This is a genomic window from Coprococcus sp. RTP31081st1_H1_RTP31081_211007, assembly GCF_040227275.1.
Lineage (GTDB): Bacteria > Bacillota > Clostridia > Lachnospirales > Lachnospiraceae > Coprococcus > Coprococcus aceti.
Genome location: NZ_JBEHVP010000001.1, coordinates 406304 through 423586 on the forward strand (window position 1 = coordinate 406304; position 17283 = coordinate 423586).

Below are 17283 nucleotides of genomic sequence, written 5' to 3' on the forward strand. Positions count from 1 at the left end.
TATAACATGCCGCAAATAAAAATTCTATTCCATTTTCATTATTTTATTCCACTTCTAAAACAGGCTTGTAATCGTACCCGTACCCTGTATGTTTGTTGATATATCACCGCTTACCTATGAAAATGAAAAAAGACACAGGTACTATATAAAATGTCACACCCGTTACAACGGTTTTAACATCTTATATAGCACCTGTGTCTCAACACAAATATATTTATAAATTAAACTTTAAATTCTTTTTCCAGTTCTTATTCTTAAGTTTATTCCAGAATACTCTTTGCAAGCTTCTGCTCCTCATCAGTAGGCGGGTCGATTCCCTCAAGCTTATATGGTATTCCAAGTCTTTCCCACTCAGTGATTCCGAGCTTGTGATATGGAAGTACCTCAACTTTATCGACAGTCTTAAGAGTGTCTATGAACTCCTTAGTCTTTCTCAGATCATCCTCATCAGTTGTGATGGTTGGTACCAGTACGTGTCTGATCCACATATGCTTACCCTGATCTGACAGATACTGTGCAAGATCAAGTATATTGCTGTTGGAGAATCCTGTGAGATCTCTATGCTTGTCATCATTGATCTGCTTGATATCGAGCAGGAACAGATCTGTGAGATTCATCAGCTCATTGAACTTGGAGAAGAATGGCTCCTCCCTTGTAAATGGATTGCCGGCTGTATCTATTGTTGTATGAATACCTTCAGCCTTTGCAAGCTTGAAAAACTCGATGAGGAAATCCATCTGAAGCAGCGCCTCACCACCGCTCACTGTTATACCACCGCCGTTTTTCCAATATGGCTTATAGCGGAGTGCCTGCTTTAACAGATCCTCAGGGGTCCTCGCCTCTATCTTGACGCCCTTATCCTTCAGCAGCTTTGTATTCTCTTCTATCTTCTTCTCAAGTTCTTCTCTCTCAGCATCGCTTGTTTCATCTGAGTAAAGCTTACTATAGTCTGTCACAAGATTCCATGTCTCTGGGTTGTGACAATATTTACATCTCATCTTGCAGCCCTGTAAAAAAACTACAAATCTTATGCCTGGACCATCTACTGCTCCAAAGCTCTCTGTCGAATGGACATATCCTAAAACCTGTTTCTTTTCAGACATATTTCACCTCTAAGTTCTTCCTATTCAAATACAACTCTCAATTAATGAAAGTAATTACAAACAAAACTACATGTCTATTATCTCTTATAAAAATGATATAAATACATATTCTTAAAAAAAGTCCCGGAGAGGTTATCCCCGGGACCATGGTTCTTGTTATATCTGACAAAGCATCTATAACTTCACTGAAAATCCAGCGTCAGCTAAGAATTAAAGTGAGTCATGGAATGTTCTGTTGATAACATCGAGCTGCTGCTCACGTGTAAGTGATATGAACTTAACAGCATATCCTGATACACGGATTGTGAAGTTAGCGTACTCTGGCTTATCTGGATTCTCCATAGCATCAAGGAGCTTATCCTTACCAAATACGTTTACGTTCAGATGATGAGCGCCCTGATCGAAGTATCCATCCATTGCGCTTACAAGCTTTGTAGCTCTCTCTTCCTCATCATGTCCAAGTGCTGATGGGTTCATTGTCTGTGTATTTGAGATACCATCCAGTGACCACTCATAAGGAATCTTTGCAACAGAGTTAAGTGATGCAAGAAGTCCTGATGTCTCAGCGCCGTAGCTTGGGTTAGCACCTGGTGCAAATGGTGTCCAAGCACGTCTTCCATCTGGAAGGTTACCTGTGTACTTACCATAAACTACGTTAGATGTGATTGTAAGGATAGATGTTGTAGGCTCTGAATTACGATATGTGTGTCTCTTCTTGATGTCTGTAAGGAACTCATGAAGAAGCCATACACCGATGTTATCAGCTCTGTCGTCATCGTTACCATACTTAGGGAACTCGCCTTCGATCTCGAAGTCCTCAGCAAGTCCTGTCTCTGCGTTACGGATAACCTTAACCTTAGCGTACTTGATTGCTGACAGTGAGTCGATTACGTGTGAGAATCCAGCGATACCTGTTGCAAATGTACGACGTACATCTGTATCGATAAGTGCCATCTCAGCTGACTCATAGTAGTACTTGTCATGCATGTACTGGATGAGGTTAAGAATATTTACATAAAGTCCTGCTAACCAGTCAAGCATCTTCTTGTACTTAGCAAGTACTTCATCATAGTCAAGGTACTCTGATGTGATAGGTGAGTACTCTGGACCTACCTGCATTGGCTTACCAGTCTTCTTGTCAAGGAACTTCTCATCCTTACCACCATTGATAGCGTAAAGAAGACACTTAGCAAGGTTTGCACGAGCTCCGAAGAACTGCATCTCCTTACCAGTCTGTGTAGCTGATACACAGCAGCAGATTGAGTAATCATCGCCCCAGATTGGCTTCATTACATCATCGTTCTCATACTGGATTGAGCTTGTTCTTACAGAAATCTTAGCAGCATACTTCTTGAATGTATCCTGAAGAGCTGATGAGTAAAGAACTGTAAGGTTTGGCTCTGGAGCTGGTCCCATGTTCTCAAGTGTATGAAGGAATCTGTAATCGTTCTTTGTAACCATTGAACGTCCGTCAACACCGATACCACCAACCTCAAGAGTAGCCCATACAGGATCTCCTGAGAACAGCTCGTTGTATGACTTAATTCTTGCGAACTTAACCATACGAAGCTTCATTGTGAAATGATCGATAAGCTCCTGAGCCTCAGCCTCTGTAAGCTTACCAGCCTTAATATCTCTCTCAATATAGATATCAAGGAATGTAGATACACGTCCAACTGACATAGCTGCACCGTTCTGAGTCTTGATAGCTGCAAGGTATCCGAAGTATAACCACTGAACAGCCTCTTTAGCGTTTGAAGCTGGCTTTGAAATATCATATCCGTATGACTGAGCCATAACCTTCATCTCTTTGAGACGCTTGATCTGCTCTGAAAGCTCTTCTCTCTGACGGATGACATCATCAAACATGTTGCCATCGCCACAGTTAGCCTTATCCTCTTCCTTCCAAGCGATAAGCTGATCAATACCGTAAAGAGCAACTCTTCTGTAGTCACCTACGATACGTCCACGACCATATGTGTCAGGAAGTCCTGTTACGATATGTGTATGACGAGCTGCCATCATCTCTGGTGTGTAAGCATCAAATACTGCCTGGTTGTGTGTCTTGTGATACTCAGTGAAGATCTTGTGGAAGTTCTCGTTTGGAGTATATCCATACATCTGAAGAGCTTCCTCAGCCATCTTGATACCACCATAAGGCATAAATGCTCTCTTAAGTGGCTCATCTGTCTGAAGACCTACAATCTGCTCAAGATCCTTTGTCTCTGGATCAATGTAGCCTGGGCCATAAGATGTGATGCTTGATACAACATCAGCATCCTCCTTTAAAACTCCACCGTTATCTCTCTCAGCCTTCTGAAGTGCCTGAAGCTTATCCCAAAGCTTGTTAGTAGCATCTGTTGGGGCTGCAAGGAAACTCTCGTCTCCATCGTACTGTGTGTAGTTGTTCTGGATGAAGTCTCTTACATTACACTCTTCCTTCCAGAGTCTACCTGTGAATGATTCCCATTCCTGGTTCTGTAACATGATAAAATTTCTCCTTTCAGTGTTTTAATATGTGAAAATGTGACACACTATTTACTTATTATACAGAATAATCTTCTATAATTCAATAACGCTTATCACATTCCTTGCTTTTCATTTGTAAGTATATTATACTTTACTCATAAATTCGGTTGTTATAACCACGTAATGAAGATTTAAACAACTTTTTTTGAAAAAATTTGAGAAAATATATGAATAATATATATTGTGTATGGACAAGGGATAATTTATTACACATATACAATATACTGTGTTTTGAAAAAATATACATTCTATAGCTGAAAGCCTTATCGCACCCCTGCATCATGACACCTTGTCACTATAATATACTACGCTGCAGACTGTTGCTCTGCTTAGAAATAAATAATAAGATGGAGGTTATGTATGAAACTTAAAATCCCTCAATATCAATTGTCTGAGGTACTCAACATGATGGCTTTTAAAGGAATCTCTGAAGCCGATATCAAAACCATGATGGATCTCAGGATCCTGCGCGAACACTATTACAGATACAACTCCACTATATTCAAAGCCGGCGAAATAACCGAGGAGCTTGGAATAGTCATCAAAGGCCGGGTGATTGTTGAGAATGTTGACTACTGGGGCTCCAAAAGTATCCTGAGTTCAGCACTTCCTGGAAAGGTGTTCGGTGAAACATACGCCCTGTCCGGACACAAACTCATGATCGACGCAAGAGCAACAGAGCCTACTATCGTATTCCTGCTCAACGCACAGGATATCATGTCCGGCAAATACAACAGTTATCCGTGGCATCTGCAGATGCTGAAGAATCTTCTTCTCCTATCATCGAGAAGAAGTCTCACACTCTCTCTTCATATCTTCTATATAAAGCCAAAGAAGATACGTGAGCGTGTCAGCTATTATCTCTCAGGACTTGCCAGCTCTCTTGGAACAACTGAGTTCGATATCCCATTTAACAGGGAACAGTTTGCCGACTACCTGAATGTCGACAGAACCGCACTGTCAAAGGAGCTGTCCAACATGCAGAGTGAAGGACTTATAGAGTTCAAAAAGAATCATTTCAAACTGTTGGAGCTTGACCACGAGGAATTGACGTAATACTACTATTCTGAATCCAGTACAAGTCTATCTTATGGTTACCGGGTGCGGAATTGTAAAATGCCAGCACCCGGTAACTGAAATTATATCTAAGAGAATCATGAATTCAATATCTTCATAAACTCCTCGCCTGTGATCGTCTCCTTCTGATACAGATAATTGGAAAGCTCATCAAGCTTCGCTCTGTTCTCGAGGATAATGGTTGCCGCCTTCTCATGCTGCTTTCTTATAAGCTCCACAACCTTCTTGTCTATGAGTGTCTGCGTCTCTGCCGAGCACGAAAGTGATGAATCACCGCCAAGGTATTTGTTAGTTTCTACCTCCATGGCTACCATATCAAAATCTTTGCTCATTCCGTATTTGGTTATCATAGCTCTTGCAAGCTTTGTTGCCTGTTCTATATCGTTGGAGGCTCCCGTTGTAATAGATCCAAATACTATCTCCTCTGCAGCTCTTCCGCCTGTGAGTGTGGCGATCTTATTCTCAATCTCTTCCTTGGTCATAAGATAGTGATTACCCTCATCCACCTGCATGGTGTAACCAAGAGCTCCTGATGTTCTCGGAACTATGGTTATCTTCTGGACAGGCGCTGAATCAGTCTGCTTGGCAGCTACAAGCGCATGTCCAATCTCATGGTATGACACGACAAGCTTCTCCTTGTCTGTAAGTATCGCATTTTTTCTCTGGTAACCTGCAATTACGACCTCTATGCTCTCTTCCATATCGGCCTGTGTCACGAAGCCTCTGCCGGCTCTGACAGCCCTGAGCGCCGCCTCATTTACAATATTTGCAAGCTCGGCGCCAGATGCTCCTGATGCCATTCTGGCTATCTTATTGAAGTCTACATTGTCTCCTATCTTGACCTTCTTGGCGTGAACCTTAAGTATATCCTCACGTCCCTTGAGATCCGGAAGTTCCACAGGTACTCGTCTGTCAAATCTTCCCGGTCTGAGCAGTGCAGGATCAAGTGAATCCGGTCTGTTGGTTGCTGCAAGGATGATGACACCATTGTTGCCCTCGAATCCATCCATCTCGGTGAGAAGCTGGTTAAGTGTCTGCTCACGCTCATCATTGCCGCCTATCTGCCCGTCTCTCCTCTTACCTATGGCATCTATCTCATCGATGAACACTATACATGGAGCCTTTTCCTTTGCCTGCTGGAACAAATCCCTTACCTTTGAAGCACCCATACCTACGAACATCTCAACGAACTCTGAACCGGACATTGAGAAGAAAGGTACATTCGCCTCTCCGGCTACAGCCTTGGCAAGCATGGTCTTACCTGTTCCCGGAGGACCCACAAGAAGAATACCCTTTGGCATGGAAGCGCCGATCTCCTTGTACTTTCCAGGATTGTGAAGATACTCAACTATCTCAGTCAAATTCTCCTTCGCCTCATCCTCTCCGGCGACATCTGTAAACTTTATTCCCTCTGTGGAATTAACATATATCTTCGCATTACTCTTGCCCATTCCAAACATCATGGAATTCTTGCCGCCTCCGGCGTGCTTCATCATCTGATTGGCAAGCATTCTTCCAAGTAATGTGAATATAAGTATAGGCACGATCCAACTGAGTATAAAACTGAGTATCGGTGATGTCTGCTTGATCTCCTGACCTGAGAACTTGGCTCCCGACTTGTAAAGTCGCTCGGTTAAGTTCTCATCACTCACCATAGCAGTCTTATACACCTTCTTGTCATCTTTGCCTGTAAAATAGATGACATTTGACTGTGCCTCAATGTCTACCTCATCGATCTTCTTGTCATCTGTCATGGATATGAACGTACCATAGTCCACCTCCTCTATACTTCTCTCAGCAAACCATGGGACAAATATGAAATTGAGAACCATTATTATGATAAGCACTATCAGATAATAAAATATCAGCGGCTTCTTTGGCTGTTTTACTTCTTTCATATAAAAATCCTCCTTGTGATATTTTTTAGGATATATATGTCTGACACAATACAGAAACGCCATTATCATATATATTATTCTAACCTTATATCACAAGGAGGATTTATTCAATTAATTATTTCTAAAATTTGTATAATTCTTTTAATAATCTTTCACTATTTTCTCATTGACACTAATCCTGTAATCAAGACTCTTGTCATTTCCTGCTCATCTTCTTATATCTACATCGCCGCCCTCATAGCATGATGGTATGCACCATAGGCACAAATTTCATTTACAATGAACTTAATACGCTGTTAAACACCCTGTAATTGAAATCATCATTTGGTCTGCAGTATACAGCAAACTCGATATTCTCAAATGCGTATATATAATCACTTAGAACATTTGCAGCAGCTGATGCCACCGCATGAGGATCGTTGCGGAATGCACCACAGCCAAATGCACCGAGTATCACTGTGTCCGCATGGTTCATAACTGCGCTGTCAAGTATCCTTCTGAGTCTTTTCTCATGAATAATCTGAAGGTCATAATTGCTTACTCCCGCTGCGCTTGCACCATTCTCACAGTTATAAATATTTCCTGGAATTTCCCGTAGATTCGGCGCAGCACATGTGATCACATCCGCTTTATACCAGTCCTTTTGCTCCATGAGTTCCGGCAGATCTGTATCCGTCTTAAACACCACTATACCAGGTGTGTATATAATATCATCATTGTGTATAGGATCTTTTGCCGCTCTGTGAGGAGTATAGAACATTCCCCACATATCAGGAGTGTTCAAACAGAAATACAGATTAGAACATCTGCAGAGACATTCCTCCTGTGCACTCGCTCCATATACAACTCCGCCACCCGGATTTACCGCCGATGCAAAGTTATGCACAGCAACATGCTGTCCCTTATAATATGCCGCTGCCTCATATGTTCTCTTTCTGGATACCACAATCCTGGTCTGTTTCTTATAAATATTAAGATTAAGTCCCGGAATCTTCTCACTTTCTGCAATAAATCGCTGCCCTGACACTGATTTCTTTGTAGCATCTGACAATGCAGCATCCGTCTTGCACATATACTCTGTATTCTGAAATATAATTTTGTTCATCTCTTTGCGATCCATCTGTAATCCTCCTTAATTCTCACTGTCATACATGAAATTATGATAATATGCCCACGCTAAATGTTCTCGTTTTTCAATTTCATTCATTTTCTCTAGTCATAATTTTAAACCACAGGGAACCAATTTACCATATCCCTGTGGTTTAATCTTAAATTAATATTCACCTGTTATTCTATCTCAACTACGCCTGTATCCAGGAAGAATTTGCCAGTGCTCACACTATATTCATACACTGAATCTTCTTTATCCACGAATGAACTATGCATCTTACCAGTCACATCCGCATAGGACACGATCACATACTGCCAGTCACAGTCAAACTTTATTGTATCTGGTATATCCCCAACATCATAGGTTTTGGCGTCCAGCTCTTTGTTATTCTCAGACATAGCTGTAAATGTATACTTTTCTCCTGCTCGTTCAAACTTCCATTCCACATGTATGACCATTTCGTTTTCATCACTTGACGAACTTTCACTACCCGATAACGAAGTCGTCTTATACGACTCTTTTACATCCATTGCACCTGAGCCGTTCTCTGCAGTCTGATCCGTGGCCGCACACCCCATTGAGCTGCCACTCGTTATATAATATGTTCCATCTGTTTTCTCATATACCTTATTGAGGATTATTCCCACATCACCATCTGAGTCTGCATAGCTATCCTTATTGTCCAGATCATAGTACACACATCCGTTCACTGTCCGGCTTCTGGTGACACTTCCATCTGCATTCTCATTATACCCAACATTGTTTGTTCCAACACTTATACCATCAGATACCAGAGTCTCGTACATATCTTCCCCCTCGCCTGATCTGGCATAGATCATATAACATCCGTCAACATCAATGTCTTCATCTGTTATCTTAAGTGTACCTGCATCAATATCGATTTCGCACGAAACATCGGTAACTGTCCCAAGCCTTTCTGTTGTTACAAATACTCCAACCAGTGAATCTCTCTCATCTGTTTCAGTCATTTCTTTGTCCGCAAGCGAACAGCCTGTCAGCATACATGATCCAAGTATTCCAATAATACCCACAGCAGCCAAATTGCTCTTTCGTATCACTCTATGTGTCTCACCTGATTTCCTGTCTGTTTTCTTACCCCTGATAACTTTCATCACAACTCCCGCCTCCTTAGTCTTCTTCTATAAGTTCACCATCAAATGTCAATATGTCTCCAACATCGCAGTGCAGGTAATAACATATCTTGTTGATCGTGGTAAACCGCACCCCCTTTGCTTTCCCGCTTCTGAGAACCGACAGATTTGCCTCTGTTATCCCCACTAGTTTGCAAAGTTCCTTCGATGTCATATTATTCTCTTTTAAAACCCTGTCCAGAGTTACTTTGATCGCCATCCCTACACGTCACCTCAAATTCTATATATATGAATCATTTTCTTCTTTTATCGCTTTTGTCTTAGCAAGGTTTCTGACACCCATATACGCAACGACGAGTATTATCAGCTCATATAATGGAAGTGATATCTTGAAATCTGCATTTGAAAGAGTCGTCATGATAAAAAGCTGAAGCACATTCTTCGAGAGTTCCAGAATCACCATGACTGATATTGCACTCTTGCTCGTCTTTGAAAGTCTCTCTGCCATATGGATTGTTTCATCCGAATACTCATTTTCTATTATGCTGTTGCAAAGCCTGTATCCCCTGATCAGAACCCATATGACAAGAGCAGCATTTACAAGCTGGAAAATAAACAGGATCACTGCCCATCCGGCATCACCAGGCATAGCACCGGCATTTGTCCGATTTGTTCTGACAAGCTCCGGCAGTGACACACAGACAATCACAAAAGCTGTGAATACCACTATCACACCTATTATCTTCTTGATGATTTCTACTATCTGAGTGCTATCCGCCTTGTCTATACTCTCCACGATCCTGAGCACAGCATAACATGCCAGCACCGACCATATCACTGAGCTTATTGCAAGATTCAGCATATCTGAAGTTACCAGAGCATTTCCATCTATGACATACCCTGGATTTATCATCATATATATTCCTATGAAAAGCACCGCCGAAAGTCCCAGCAACAGGTAGTCAGCATCAATTTTTCTATTTCTTATACAGAGCACGATGAATCCAGCAAGTGGCATACATCCTATCAGGCAGAACATAAATATTGCAAATGCGTTCTGGCCTCCTCCTGCAAGTGACATATTCCTTAGCCACACCGCAATATACGCAAATATATTTAAAATACCATTAACCATAGCAGCCTCCAATCCAATGTAAAAATTATTGTTTCACGATAATTATCTTACTTGTATAGTACCATAGAATTATCGTTTGTCAATAATTATTATTGTTTTTCGATAATTAATTACAGTTGATACAAAATGTGTCTCCGTATATTCGACTTCATCGCCAGCATGACCGATGACTATTTCATAGATCTGTATGAATACCTTTTCCCAGATGGACCATACAAGGTCGACTATGTCGGATACTTTGACAACATCTGATCATAATTGTCAAAACAAATACCTCCCAGGCAGATTGTTATATTTCCATCATCCGCCTGGGAGGTATTATCATACATTTTTGTAATTAAAAATAACTATTCACTATCGACTACTTGCCGGTCTGATCTGACATTTTCTCTATAAGTTTCTTACATTCAGCCTCAAATTCATCTTCCACTTCTCGCCATGGTCTTTCGGCCTCAGCAGGGACTGAACTAAGGTTGTCCGTATTCCTGTACTCCTCGCCTTTCATCAGATTCTTAAGTTCGAAATTCATCATCTCATCATCTATCTGTTTCCACATAGCATTTTCTTCTTCGCTCAGATCAGCAAGTCCAAATTGCTCAAGTATAACGTTCATGATCGAACTCTCTATCTCAAGATAATTGGACAAATGCGCTTTTACCGGTCTGATTATGTCTGATATATACGCCTCGCTGGCATCGTGCAACAGACAGGCAAGCTGTAACCGCTCTGACCATCCCCTTGCCTTCGCCTCATTCATACAGTTGATGGAGTGCTGTGCCACAGAAAAGAAATAGGACACATGCCCTCCACCGCGGCACGTGAGGCTTAACGCATGCGCTATATCCTGTATTGATATGTCTGAAGCTGTCATATTCATCGGATCTATTTTGTTTCCTGTATACGTGTTCATCGTTGCCATATCACAGTCTCCTTATCCTTATTTATCAGCATTTTAAGATAGTATATCCTTGTCGTATCATATTCCACTTTTAATTCATTCAATGTCTAGCAATTCAGAAATAATATCATTGAATTGTCTGCTCTGATCTATGTTGCACACGTGACCACAATGCTCTATTATTATCAGCTCCGCATCTGTCAAATCAGCTTCCTCCACGATTCCATTTATAAAACATAGATCACCACGCCCGGAAATATATACATTCTCCTCGTGTAATCTGCTCACGAACTCGTCACAAAGTGAAAAATGCTCAATAAAAATATTCATATACGCCTTAAATTCCTGACTGTTTAATGCCTTGGCACATTTGCAGAACACCTTCCTGCTTGTCTTGCTGACTTTCCATGGCATAAATAACTTTGCCATTATTCTGTAGACAACAGGAAATGGAAGTTTGTCACCTATCTTAGCAAAGACATTGACAGCACGCCTGAGTGGTTTTCCAACCGTGCCAAGCGCACCCACAAGTATTGCTTTATCTATGTAACTTCCGCATCTCATCTCCATATATTTGATAAATATAGTTCCAAGTGATACACCCATAAAAACAGCTCGCTGTATCCCCCGCTCATCAAGCACCTGTGTTATCTCACCCACGACAACATCCAGCGTACTTCCCATCTTGGACAATTTTAGTTCACTGTCTCCATGACTTGGCAAAGTTATCGCCAGAACATTAAACTTCTTCTGAAGCAAGGGAATCTGCTTCTTCCATACCCTGTTGTTTCCTCCAAATCCATGAAGCAGAACTATATATCTATCGGTATCACATGAACTTTCAAAAACTTCATAATGTAACAATATCCTTGCATCCCCTTGATCATTTGTATTTTGTATTACAGCTTTACTATCAATCTGGTATGACCTCTATATACACCTGATCATACTTATCCCTTAGCTCCTGTTTTATCTCGTCTCTCACCTTATGAATGATACTTATATGTATCACATCCGTCTGATTTCCTATATATACCTCAACCCACAGCTTCCGCCCGGTCTGGATGACATCCAGAAAAGTGACCTCATATGGGTAATCCTTCATATGCTGATCCACTATGGCTCGTATCTGACTAAGCGTCTCTTCCTCCGGAGCAAAAAGAATAAGATTCTTGATACTCTGAAATATCTCGCACACCGGCTCTTTTATAAGAAGAAGTGCCATAACCACCGCTACAGCCGGATCAATATAAGGGGTAATAAAACGCAGGTTTGTATGCAACAGAGCAGTCTGTACCGCAAATGCTACAGCAACTCCCATACTGCTTATTACGTCAAGCTTCCACATATACAACTCCGCTTTAATAGTTGTAGACTCATATTTCTTACTGTAATGACCAAGTATCGCATACATAACCGCACAACATACACATACAAGAAATTCGAATACCGCTATGCTCCCCGCATCTACCTCATGTCCACCATGAAACAACAGCTTTATATTCTCAACCATGAGATTACATGTGAGTGCAAGTAATACACTGTACTTCACAAGGAGGAAAAGTGATTCCACCTGGGCATAGCCATATGGATGTTTCTCTGTCACAGGTTTATACAGAAGCGGAACCAGCACCATAAATGGTCCTATCATGACCAGATCTGCGGAGTCGAACAGGCAGTCCGTCCAAAGCGAATGTGAATGGGTATACCATGCCATCACGCCCTCCGCAAGTATGAAGAAGACACTTCCCATAAAAGACAGACGAAGTATTCTCTTCTCTATTGCAAGCTTGTCCTTTCTCGACCTACGTTCCTTCTTCTTAGCTTCTCTTTTACTAATTTCTACATCTCTTTCATTCATTATATATTCTTCCTATGTTTAATTTCCATAGACCACAATATCATCAGTACATAATATAATCAAGTATCGGCTATTGATTTCTCCTTTTGGATATGCATATTTTTTACAAAAAAGTCCCTGTAACCACCTCATGGCAATTACAGGGACTCATATTGTCTTTATTAAGCTAATTACTTACAAGTTCTGTTCGTCCGAATCCTACTTGTTAGCGATTGCAGCCTGAGCAGCAGCAAGTCTAGCGATAGGTACTCTGAATGGTGAACATGATACATAATCAAGACCAATCTTGTGGCAGAACTCAACTGATGAAGGATCTCCACCGTGCTCACCACAGATACCGATGTGAAGCTTTGGATTAACTGGCTTACCAAGCTTAACTGCCATATCCATGAGCTTACCAACACCTGTCTGATCAAGCTTAGCAAATGGATCGTTCTCGAAGATCTTAGCATCATAGTAAGCATTTAAGAACTTACCAGCATCATCTCTTGAGAATCCGAATGTCATCTGTGTAAGGTCGTTTGTACCGAAGCAGAAGAAGTCAGCTTCCTTAGCGATCTCATCAGCTGTAAGAGCTGCTCTTGGGATCTCGATCATTGTACCAACCTCATACTTAAGATCTACGCCAGCAGCAGCGATCTCAGCGTCAGCTGTCTCAACAACTACCTTCTTAACGTACTTAAGCTCCTTAACCTCACATACAAGTGGGATCATGATCTCTGGCTCAACTGTCCAATCTGGATGCTCCTTCTGAACCTCGATTGCTGCACGGATAACAGCCTTTGTCTGCATCTTAGCGATCTCTGGATATGTTACAGCAAGACGGCATCCTCTGTGACCCATCATAGGGTTGAACTCATGGAGTGAGTTGCAAAGTGCCTTAATCTCCTCAACGCTCTTGTTCTTAGCAGCAGCAAGCTTCTCAATGTCAGCCTCCTCTGTTGGAACGAACTCATGAAGAGGTGGATCCAGGAATCTGATAGTAACTGGGTTACCCTCAAGTGCCTCATAAAGAGCCTTGAAGTCTCCCTGCTGATATGGAAGGATCTTATTAAGAGCTTCCTCTCTCTCTTCTACTGTATCAGAGCAGATCATCTCACGGAATGCTGCGATTCTCTCTGGATCAAAGAACATATGCTCTGTACGGCAAAGACCGATACCCTCTGCACCAAGCTCACGTGCCTTCTTAGCATCTGCTGGTGTATCTGCATTTGTTCTAACCTTAAGTGTTCTATACTTATCAGCCCATGCCATAACACGGCCGAATGTTCCTGCGATCTGAGCATCAACTGTCTTGATAACTCCATCGTAAATGTTACCTGTTGTACCATCGATTGAGATGTAATCTCCCTCATGGAATTCCTTGCCAGCGAGTGTGAACTTCTTGTTCTCCTCGTCCATAACGATATCGCCACAACCTGATACACAGCATGTACCCATACCACGGGCAACAACTGCAGCGTGTGATGTCATACCACCACGAACTGTAAGAATACCCTGTGCTGACTTCATACCTGTGATATCCTCTGGTGATGTCTCAAGACGTACAAGAACTACCTTCTCGCCTCTAGCTGCCCATGCCTCAGCATCGTCAGCTGTGAATACGATCTTACCACAAGCAGCACCTGGTGAAGCGCCAAGTCCCTTGCCCATTGGTGTAGCTGCCTTAAGAGCTGCTGCATCAAACTGTGGGTGAAGAAGTGTATCAAGGTTACGAGGATCGATCATTGCAACTGCCTCTTCCTCTGTCTTATGTCCCTCATCAACAAGGTCACAAGCGATCTGAAGAGCTGCCTGAGCTGTTCTCTTACCATTTCTACACTGAAGCATGTAAAGCTTCTTGTTCTCAACTGTGAACTCCATATCCTGCATATCATGGTAGTGATTCTCAAGAGTCTCACAAACCTTGATGAACTCTGCATAAGCATCTGGGAACTCCTGCTCCATCTGAGCGATTGGCATTGGTGTACGAACACCGGCAACAACGTCCTCGCCCTGTGCATTGATAAGGAACTCACCCATAAGCTTCTTCTCACCTGTTGCAGGGTCACGAGTAAATGCAACACCTGTACCAGACTCATTGTTCAGGTTACCGAATACCATAGGCATTACGTTAACTGCTGTACCCCATGAATAAGGGATATCGTTGTCTCTTCTGTATACGTTCGCACGTGGGTTATCCCATGAACGGAATACAGCCTCGATAGCTAACTTTAACTGCTCAACTGGGTCTGAAGGGAAATCTGTTCCTAACTGGTTCTTGTACTCTGCCTTGAACTGCTCAGCAAGTGTCTTGAGATCCTGTGCTGTAAGCTCTACATCGAACTTAACACCCTTCTCTTCCTTCATCTTGTCGATGAGCTGCTCGAAGTACTTCTTACCAACTTCCATAACAACGTCTGAGAACATCTGGATGAAACGTCTGTATGAATCGTATACGAAACGCTCGAATGCTGGATCTGGGTTGTGTGCTATCATAGCTGCAACAACGTCATCGTTAAGACCAAGGTTAAGGATTGTATCCATCATACCTGGCATAGATGCTCTTGCACCTGAACGAACTGATACAAGTAATGGATTCTCAAGATCTCCGAACTTCTTGCCGTTGATCTCCTCCATCTTCTTAACGCCATCCATAGCCTGAGCCATGATCTCGTCATTGATCTTACGGCCATCCTCATAGTACTGAGTACAAGCCTCTGTTGTAATTGTGAAACCCTGTGGAACTGGAAGACCAATTGCTGTCATCTCTGCAAGGTTTGCACCCTTACCACCGAGAAGATTACGCATGGTCATGTCGCCTTCGCTAAACATATAAACCCACTTGTTTGCCATTTGTTTGTTACCTCCTACGTAAACTTTATATTTCATGGTGTGAAGTCCCCGTGAAGTCTCCACACGCGCTAGACTGATTATAACATATATGTCAACATTAGCAAACTCTTTTTTCTATATTTTGTGTATAAACCAGTCCATTTTTACATATAGTTGAATTATATGTATATTCCATTATATTACGCTTAATTACAGCAACATTTGTGTGCCGACCTGAAACAGACCGGCAACTGATCTTCGCTGACCAGTATTCAAAAATTTCCAAATTGGCAAACTGCCCGCACAGCCCTATTCATCCCACCAAAAACATAGGCTGCGGAAAACTCCGCAGCCTATGTTTAACTTTATATCATGTCGCCTATCGGCTTCATGTGGATATTCGCATTATATCAGTCTTGCGCAATTACAACTGTCACAATGCTCATTAAATTACAAATTACTCACCATCAATAGCTGCCTTGAGAATATCAAGACCTGCAATAAGATCCTCATCTGAGATGATAAGTGGTGGCATGATCTTGATGACCGCGTTGTCACGGCCAGCTCTCTCTATTACAAGACCCTTCTTGAAAGCTCTTGCTGTGATGGCACCTGCTGTTGCATCGTCCTTAACCTCTACGCCCCAGAGGAGTCCGATACCACGTGTTGCAATTACATTTGGATCGCCGTCTATATTCTTCTCAAGATACTCTCTAACTATCTCGCCCTTACGTCTTGTCTCTGCCTCGATGTTGTTGTCAAGCATGAACTCAAGTCCTGCCTTTGCAGCCACCATTGAGAGCTGGATTCCACGGAATGTACCTGAATGCTCACCCGGCTTCCAGAGATCATACTCCGGCTTGAACATTGCAAGTCCCATAGGGAATGGGTATCCGCCGATTGACTTTGAAAGTGAGAACATATCAGGCTTGATTCCTGCTCTCTCAAATGAGAAGAATGTACCTGTTCTTGCACAGCCTACCTGTACGTCATCAACAACCATAAGGATATCGTTCTTATCACAGAACTCACGGAGTGCCTTGAGGTACTCTACTGAGAATACATTTACACCACCATCTGCCTGTACTGTCTCGATAAAGATTGCTGCAGGCTTCTCAACACCTGAGTGATCGTCATCAAGAAGTGTCTGCATGAACTTGATCGTATCAAGCTCTGGGAACATGTAAGGAGCTGGAATGTGGTATACGTTGTCAAGTCCAACGCCTGCTCCTGCACGGCTTGCAGCATCACTTGTAAGTGATATTGAGCCAAGTGTCATACCATGGAAACAACCCATATATGCCCAGATCATCTCTCTCTTCTTGACCTTACGTGCAAGCTTTAAGAGTGACTCAACTGCATTTGTTCCTGTAGGACCTGCGAACATGATCTTGTAATCAAGTCCTCTAGGCTCAAGGACCTTTTTCTCAAAAAACTCGATGAATTCAGCCTTTGGTGCTGTCATCATGTCAAGAGAATGCATGATTCCATCGCTCTGGATGTAATCGATAACCTTCTCCTTTATATAATCATTGTTATGACCATAGTTCAGCGCGCCTGCTCCTGCGAAGAAGTCTATATACTCCTTACCATTCTCGTCATACATCTTGGCTCCCTTGGCCTTTGTAAATATCTCTGGGAAACTTCTGCTGTACGATCTTACATTTGCCTCGTATTCTGAAAATAACTCTTTACTATGCATCTTAATGCCTCCTGTAATTCAGTGTCCCGTATTATCTCCGGTC

General features: G+C 42.2%; 14 protein-coding genes. 2 read left to right on the forward strand and 12 right to left on the reverse strand.

Annotation, left to right across the window (positions count from 1 at the left end; genetic code table 11):
- Positions 1-260: 260 nt before the first annotated feature.
- Both ABUA31_RS01770 and pflB read right to left on the reverse strand, forming a co-directional pair.
- Positions 261-1103 carry a radical SAM protein gene (locus ABUA31_RS01770; RefSeq protein ID WP_055144263.1) on the reverse strand — a complete coding sequence of 281 codons (843 nt, stop codon included), beginning with the start codon at positions 1101-1103 and terminating at the stop codon, positions 261-263.
- Between the two features lie 210 nt (positions 1104-1313).
- Entirely contained in the window at positions 1314-3590 is a 2277-nt protein-coding gene (pflB, locus tag ABUA31_RS01775) for a formate C-acetyltransferase (RefSeq protein ID WP_117548842.1), read from the reverse strand.
- A gap of 402 nt (positions 3591-3992) precedes the next feature.
- Between pflB and ABUA31_RS01780 the strand changes: the two genes are divergently transcribed.
- Positions 3993-4688: a Crp/Fnr family transcriptional regulator gene (locus ABUA31_RS01780; RefSeq protein ID WP_004854105.1), complete on the forward strand. Its 696-nt coding sequence runs from the start codon at positions 3993-3995 to the stop codon at positions 4686-4688.
- Positions 4689-4786: 98 nt separating this feature from the next.
- Here ABUA31_RS01780 and ftsH read toward each other — a convergent pair whose 3' ends face one another.
- The 5 genes from ftsH to ABUA31_RS01805 all read right to left on the reverse strand — a co-directional run bounded on the left by ftsH (position 4787) and on the right by ABUA31_RS01805 (position 9965).
- Positions 4787-6607 (reverse strand): ATP-dependent zinc metalloprotease FtsH, encoded by a 1821-nt coding sequence (gene ftsH, locus ABUA31_RS01785; RefSeq protein ID WP_173794490.1) that lies wholly within the window; start codon positions 6605-6607, stop codon positions 4787-4789.
- A gap of 274 nt (positions 6608-6881) precedes the next feature.
- Entirely contained in the window at positions 6882-7727 is an 846-nt protein-coding gene (locus ABUA31_RS01790; protein ID WP_055222759.1) for a TIGR02452 family protein, read from the reverse strand.
- A gap of 167 nt (positions 7728-7894) precedes the next feature.
- Positions 7895-8851 (reverse strand): hypothetical protein, encoded by a 957-nt coding sequence (locus tag ABUA31_RS01795; RefSeq protein WP_349818401.1) that lies wholly within the window; start codon positions 8849-8851, stop codon positions 7895-7897.
- Positions 8852-8867: 16 nt separating this feature from the next.
- Entirely contained in the window at positions 8868-9089 is a 222-nt protein-coding gene (locus tag ABUA31_RS01800) for a helix-turn-helix domain-containing protein (protein WP_055222763.1), read from the reverse strand.
- A 21-nt stretch (positions 9090-9110) separates the two neighbouring features.
- Positions 9111-9965, reverse strand: coding sequence for a hypothetical protein (locus ABUA31_RS01805; RefSeq protein ID WP_161171961.1), 855 nt, complete (start codon positions 9963-9965; stop codon positions 9111-9113).
- Between the two features lie 126 nt (positions 9966-10091).
- On the opposite strand from ABUA31_RS01805, the gene ABUA31_RS01810 reads away from it, so the two are divergent.
- The gene (locus tag ABUA31_RS01810; RefSeq protein WP_270227155.1) at positions 10092-10217 is read left to right on the forward strand and encodes a hypothetical protein; all 126 of its coding nucleotides are present in this window, start codon (positions 10092-10094) and stop codon (positions 10215-10217) included.
- A 109-nt stretch (positions 10218-10326) separates the two neighbouring features.
- On the opposite strand, the gene ABUA31_RS01815 is transcribed toward ABUA31_RS01810, so the two are convergent.
- From ABUA31_RS01815 to ABUA31_RS01835, 5 genes are all read right to left on the reverse strand, one after another.
- Entirely contained in the window at positions 10327-10884 is a 558-nt protein-coding gene (locus ABUA31_RS01815; RefSeq protein ID WP_349818402.1) for a phosphohydrolase, read from the reverse strand.
- 75 nt (positions 10885-10959) lie between these two features.
- Positions 10960-11727, reverse strand: a complete 768-nt coding sequence (locus ABUA31_RS01820) for an alpha/beta fold hydrolase (RefSeq protein ID WP_055222776.1) — start codon at positions 11725-11727, stop codon at positions 10960-10962.
- A gap of 49 nt (positions 11728-11776) precedes the next feature.
- A complete protein-coding gene (locus ABUA31_RS01825) occupies positions 11777-12724 on the reverse strand; it encodes a cation diffusion facilitator family transporter (RefSeq protein ID WP_055144244.1) in 948 nt (315 codons plus the stop codon).
- Between the two features lie 198 nt (positions 12725-12922).
- The gene (gene ppdK, locus ABUA31_RS01830) at positions 12923-15559 is read right to left on the reverse strand and encodes a pyruvate, phosphate dikinase (protein ID WP_015534133.1); all 2637 of its coding nucleotides are present in this window, start codon (positions 15557-15559) and stop codon (positions 12923-12925) included.
- 436 nt (positions 15560-15995) lie between these two features.
- Entirely contained in the window at positions 15996-17240 is a 1245-nt protein-coding gene (locus ABUA31_RS01835; protein WP_022216005.1) for an aspartate aminotransferase family protein, read from the reverse strand.
- Between the last annotated feature and the right edge of the window lie 43 nt (positions 17241-17283).

Excerpts from the sequence above, each read along its gene's own strand:
- ABUA31_RS01835 (WP_022216005.1), bottom strand. The coding sequence starts at position 17,240 with ATGCATAGTAAAGAGTTATTTTCAGAATACGAGGCAAATGTAAGATCG.
- ABUA31_RS01770 (WP_055144263.1), bottom strand. The coding sequence starts at position 1,103 with ATGTCTGAAAAGAAACAGGTTTTAGGATATGTCCATTCGACAGAGAGC.
- ABUA31_RS01800 (WP_055222763.1), bottom strand. The coding sequence starts at position 9,089 with ATGGCGATCAAAGTAACTCTGGACAGGGTTTTAAAAGAGAATAATATG.
- ABUA31_RS01805 (WP_161171961.1), bottom strand. The coding sequence starts at position 9,965 with ATGGTTAATGGTATTTTAAATATATTTGCGTATATTGCGGTGTGGCTA.
- ABUA31_RS01780 (WP_004854105.1), top strand. The coding sequence starts at position 3,993 with ATGAAACTTAAAATCCCTCAATATCAATTGTCTGAGGTACTCAACATG.
- ABUA31_RS01815 (WP_349818402.1), bottom strand. The coding sequence starts at position 10,884 with ATGGCAACGATGAACACGTATACAGGAAACAAAATAGATCCGATGAAT.
- ftsH (WP_173794490.1), bottom strand. The coding sequence starts at position 6,607 with ATGAAAGAAGTAAAACAGCCAAAGAAGCCGCTGATATTTTATTATCTG.
- ABUA31_RS01825 (WP_055144244.1), bottom strand. The coding sequence starts at position 12,724 with ATGAATGAAAGAGATGTAGAAATTAGTAAAAGAGAAGCTAAGAAGAAG.
- ABUA31_RS01795 (WP_349818401.1), bottom strand. The coding sequence starts at position 8,851 with ATGAAAGTTATCAGGGGTAAGAAAACAGACAGGAAATCAGGTGAGACA.
- pflB (WP_117548842.1), bottom strand. The coding sequence starts at position 3,590 with ATGTTACAGAACCAGGAATGGGAATCATTCACAGGTAGACTCTGGAAG.
- ABUA31_RS01810 (WP_270227155.1), top strand. The coding sequence starts at position 10,092 with ATGTGTCTCCGTATATTCGACTTCATCGCCAGCATGACCGATGACTAT.
- ABUA31_RS01790 (WP_055222759.1), bottom strand. The coding sequence starts at position 7,727 with ATGGATCGCAAAGAGATGAACAAAATTATATTTCAGAATACAGAGTAT.
- ppdK (WP_015534133.1), bottom strand. The coding sequence starts at position 15,559 with ATGGCAAACAAGTGGGTTTATATGTTTAGCGAAGGCGACATGACCATG.